At 35.0% G+C, this 4,937-nt stretch carries 4 protein-coding genes; 3 read left to right on the top strand and 1 reads right to left on the bottom strand.

The features are described 5' to 3' along the window. Positions 1 to 21 precede the first annotated feature (21 nt). Positions 22 to 393, bottom strand: a complete 372-nt coding sequence (locus tag IAI56_RS15195; protein ID WP_239106915.1) for a helix-turn-helix domain-containing protein — start codon at positions 391 to 393, stop codon at positions 22 to 24. Between the two features lie 97 nt (positions 394 to 490). Here IAI56_RS15195 and IAI56_RS15190 point away from each other — a divergent pair, with 97 nt between their 5' ends. The 3 genes from IAI56_RS15190 to IAI56_RS15180 are packed head-to-tail and all read left to right on the top strand — an operon-like array spanning position 491 to position 4,051. Further along, positions 491 to 2,089, top strand: a complete 1,599-nt coding sequence (locus IAI56_RS15190; RefSeq protein ID WP_187658669.1) for a hypothetical protein — start codon at positions 491 to 493, stop codon at positions 2,087 to 2,089. Between the two features lie 55 nt (positions 2,090 to 2,144). Beyond that, entirely contained in the window at positions 2,145 to 3,104 is a 960-nt protein-coding gene (locus IAI56_RS15185) for a tyrosine-type recombinase/integrase (RefSeq protein WP_187658668.1), read from the top strand. An 11-nt stretch (positions 3,105 to 3,115) separates the two neighbouring features. Further along, positions 3,116 to 4,051, top strand: a complete 936-nt coding sequence (locus IAI56_RS15180) for a tyrosine-type recombinase/integrase (protein WP_187658667.1) — start codon at positions 3,116 to 3,118, stop codon at positions 4,049 to 4,051. Positions 4,052 to 4,937: the final 886 nt, after the last annotated feature.

The following is a 4,937-nucleotide window of genomic DNA, read 5'->3' as shown; positions in this document are numbered from 1 at the left end:
ATTTGAAGTGGTTTTTTCATTTTAAGAAGAATAAGCTAGTCTAGCTTTAGCATCGCGTATCATAGCATCGAGCGCAAATAAAATGTGTTCTCTGTCTTGTTCAGGTAATTTTTGAATGGTTAAAATCCTATTAGTAATATCTTCATCTACTATAAACTCTGTTTTGCCTACTAAATAATCTAAGGATACATTAAACACATCGGCAATAGCAGTAGCCACTTCAATAGATGGTTTTGCTTCACCTCTTTCATAACGACCAATAACATTTTGATGAACGCCTATTTTTTTAGAGAGTTCTTCCTGTGATATTTTTTTTTCTTTGCGTAGTTCCGCAATCCGTTTTTCAAAACTCATAAAAGATATAATTAAACCTAATAAGGTATGCTTTTGCAAATATATAATACTTTTTTAGGTGTAAAAAAACACAAAAGATTTGTTTTTAAAACATTAAAAGTTATTTTTGTACACGAAAGTGTATAAAATAAAACTTATGAACAATCTAAACACCCAAAACCCAAACCAATTAGAATATCAAAACCAAATGCTCAGAATAGCAGTATTAGGCGGTATAAGGTTGGACGGATTAGACCGAATGCGTGTAACAGTTAAAATACAGGGTACGGAAGCAGACAGTTTAGCAGTGCGTCATAATTTAGATCTCTACAACGATACACAAGTTGAAAAGCTAATCAGAAAGACAGCAACAAAACTCGAAATCGGCACAAGTGTAATTGAAGCCAGTATTAACGAACTGATAGAAACATTAGAGAAATACCGTTTAGAACAACTACAGTCGCAAGTCCAAAGTCCAAAGTCGAAAGAACTTACCGAGAAAGAAAAACAAGAAGCATTAGAACTCTTAACTTCAAACTCCTTACTCCAAACTACCAATGAACTAATAGGACAAAGCGGAATTATAGGCGAAGAAATCAACCGATTAATCATGTATTTAATCTTTAGCAGTAGAAAAAGAGAACAACCATTACATATCATTAGCTTAGGATTATCGGGAACAGGAAAAACACATCTACAGGAAAACATCGGAAATCTAATCCCGGACGAGGAAAAAATAGAAATCACGACATTGTCAGAAAACGCATTTTATTACTTCGGTCAGCAGGAATTGAAACACAAATTGATTTTAATAGAAGATTTAGACGGAGCAGAAGGTGCATTGTACCCCATTAGAGAACTACAATCCAAAAAGAAAATCAGTAAAACAATAGCTTTTAAAAATACCAAGGGAGAAACCAAAACAACCAATATAACCGTTGAAGGTCCTGTATGCGTGGCAGGTTGCACCACCAAAGAAAGTATTTACGAGGATAACGCCAACCGTAGCTTTTTAATCTACTTGGATGAAAGCCAAGAGCAAGACGATAGAATTATGAACTATCAAAAATTAGTAAGTGCTAATAAAATCAATATAGAACAACAAATCAAAGCCAAAACACTATTACAAAACTCGCAATATTTACTAAAATCAATCAAAGTAATCAATCCCTATGCTGAAATGGTAGAACTACCCAAAGAAGTATTAAAACCAAGAAGAACAAACGCACATTATCTGCAATTTATAGAACTTATAACCTATTACCACCAACACCAAAGAGAAATTAAACACGACGAGGAGACAGGCGAAGAGTATATAGAAACTACCATAGAAGATATAAAAAACGCAAACGCACTAATCAAAGAAATCATCATACGAAAATCCGATATACTCACGGGAAGAAGCAGAAATCAATTAGAAGCTTTTAAAACGATATTAAAAAATAAATCCGAATTATTTACCAATCAGACGATACGTAAAACGTTGAAAATTGCTAAAAGTACAGCACAATACCACTTAAATACTTGGCTGGATGCGGGACTGATAACCAAAATACACGATAAAGAAAATCAAACCTATAACTACAGATTAGTAAACGAAAAAGAATATAAAACACTTGAAAATAAAATAGATACCATACTAAAAACAGTAGTAACCAACATCGAGAACCGAGCGAGTGAACAAGACCGAACCAAAACACAAATTAGTTCGGTTAAACCCAAAGCCACAAAGGAAAAAGTACAACCGACCGAGTGAACTAACTAAAGGGTATGACGACTAAAAAAACTTGAAACCTGAAACTTGAAACAAAATGAAAAAACTGTTACTCCAATCAACAAGCTATAATTATTTAGAGAATGCGTTTAAAGAATGGTTAGACATCTTGGGTTTTGTACAGGCAACGGTTTACAATCTGCCAACGGCTGTGAGGGAGTTTTTATATTACTTGGAGCAAAACAACTGCAAACAAATAACCGAATTAACAAATAACCACATCAAGGACTATTACAATTATCTCATCAGCAGAACCAACCAAAAGCAAGGCGGAGCATTAAGTACCAATTATATTAACAGTCATTTTTGGGCGTTAGAAAAGTTCTTCGAGTTCCTGCATCACAAAGGCACACAAAACCTGCCCGAAGTCAACTTAAAAAGACTAAAAATACAAACCTTAGAAAGAGAGATTTTAACCCAAGAGGAAATAAAAGAACTGTACACCATAGTAGAAAATCAAGAGATACAAACCCAAAAACAAGAAGCACTAAACTACCAAGACAAAGTATTATTAACGATTTATTACGGTTGCGGACTGCGAAGAACAGAAGGAATAAACGTAAACGTTGACGACATCAATTTTGACACAAGAGTATTACACGTTAAGAAAGGCAAGAACAGTAAACAACGATTAATACCCTTTAATAAAACAGCCTCTAAAATATTGCAAGATTGGGTTTTTGAATACAGAACCATACTAATACAAGATAAAACAGAAAGCAAATTATTTATCAATCGTTTTGGAAAACCATTAACAGGCGGAACATTAGCGGGCAGATTACAGCGAATAATAAACCAAAGTGAAAACATCAAACTCAAAGAAAAAAATATCACATTACATAGTTTACGCCACAGTATAGCAACACACTTATTAGCCAACGGAATGGACATCCAAAAAGTACAACGGTTTTTAGGTCATAGCTCACTCGAAACCACGCAAATCTACACGCATTTAATCGAAGAAAAGCAAGACCAATCACTCTTTACTATTTACTAATTACTCAAAAAATGAACTTTAAGACTTATCTAAAACAACAGGAATTAAGCAAGACAACAGCCGAAATGTACCATTATCAAACAATGAATTTTATTAGCTTTTTAGACAAGGATAATACCGAAGTGGAGAACTGTACAGAAAAGGAAATAATGTTATACTTGGCTCATTTACAAAAACAAGGCATCGCATCAGAAACAAGAAAATTAAGGCTATCAGCACTAAAACACTTCTTCAACTTCCAAATAGAAAACAATCAAAGAAAAGACAATCCGGCAAACAGGATAAAATTACAAGGCGGACAAAAGCAAAAACTCTATCCCATATTATCACCACAAGAATTACAAAACATCTACGAAAATTACACCGTTCCAAAAGAAGATGATCCAAGAAGCCATCACAATTGGTTTAACGGGTATAGACTGAGCAAAGAAAGAAACAAAGTTATTATAGGATTATTATTTAATCAAGGCATCACAACAGCAGAAGTTAGCAGAATTACAACCGATAGTTTAGACTTACGAAATGGAAAAATAGACATTACAGGCGGAAGAACAGGAAAAGACCGAACACTGGAGCTCAAATCAAGCCAAATAATGGATTTAATGGAATACCAATATAAAACTAGAAACGAACTACTGAAATACCACAAAGAACCTACCAAACAATTATTTTTAAGTACTCCAGCATCAGGACAAACACAGGTAAACGATGTAAACGCTTTTAATATCTTTAAACGGCTAACCGATGAACTAAAAGAACAAAATCCAAAGTTTATCAACTTCCTACAGGTTCGGGCATCAGTTATAACGTATTGGCTAAAGAATTACAATCTAAGACAAGTACAATACTTTGCAGGACACAAACGAATTATATCGACAGAAATGTATTTAATCAACGATATAGACGACTTGCAAAAAGAAATCGACAACTTCCACCCAATAGGATAATAATAAAAAAATAGGAACGCTTCGCTGACGAGTTTGCACCCACCCAGTCCAACGCTTCCCAACGCTCCAGTGGTTCTCCCACACCATCGGCACTTGTTTTTCCCCAAGTACAGCACTTTGCTTTGCCTGTTTTATTTTCCCAAAGCCAATCGCACATAAAACAGGCAAAGCAAAGAGCTGCTCTCCCAACGCTCAAAAACAAGAGCCGAAACCCGACGCTCAACCACTCCCAAAGCTATGTTACATAATAAGCCATTATAGTTCAAGCCCTTTGGGTTCGCTTCGCCTTGAAACTATAAGCTTATTATGTAAAATAGCCGCTCTCCAACGCTCCCACCCACTGCCGACGCTACTGCCGACGCACTACGAATGTTTTATTATTTATAAATTCTTTGTTCAAAAAACTGCACAAAATTACGCCTACTTCGCCCGAAGCTTGTAGCCTTAAATCTTTGCTTGTTTTTTATCAAAAAAATTTATAAAAGTATTGTGTTGACTAACGCCCTTCGGTTGTTTGCTCATTTTTTTGGAAGATTGCCAAGGAAAATCCGATTATAAAACAACATTTGATTAATGGCAATCTTCCAAAAAAATCGAGCCAAAAGTTAAAGCCAATCAGCCGACTACAGGAAAACTCCAAAGATGGTTTTGTACTTGCTTTTGGATAATGGATAAATAAAAACGATTTTTTATTGAAAGTCAGACCAAAATAATAAAACCATTAGCCGAGGATGTTTCGAGGATGTCCCGAGGATAAGCCCACCATAAGCCCACTAAAGCCGACTTTATCAGGGGGATAAAAAAAGGATAAATTAACCACATCAAACAGTTAATTTATCCTTGAAATAATGATTTTAAGGACTTGTAAGCACAAAAAAAGCCTTCC

This window comes from Flavobacterium macrobrachii (genome assembly GCF_014486675.1).
In the GTDB taxonomy this organism is placed as follows: Bacteria; Bacteroidota; Bacteroidia; order Flavobacteriales; family Flavobacteriaceae; genus Flavobacterium; species Flavobacterium macrobrachii.
This window is presented reverse-complemented; position numbering and strand designations above follow the sequence as displayed.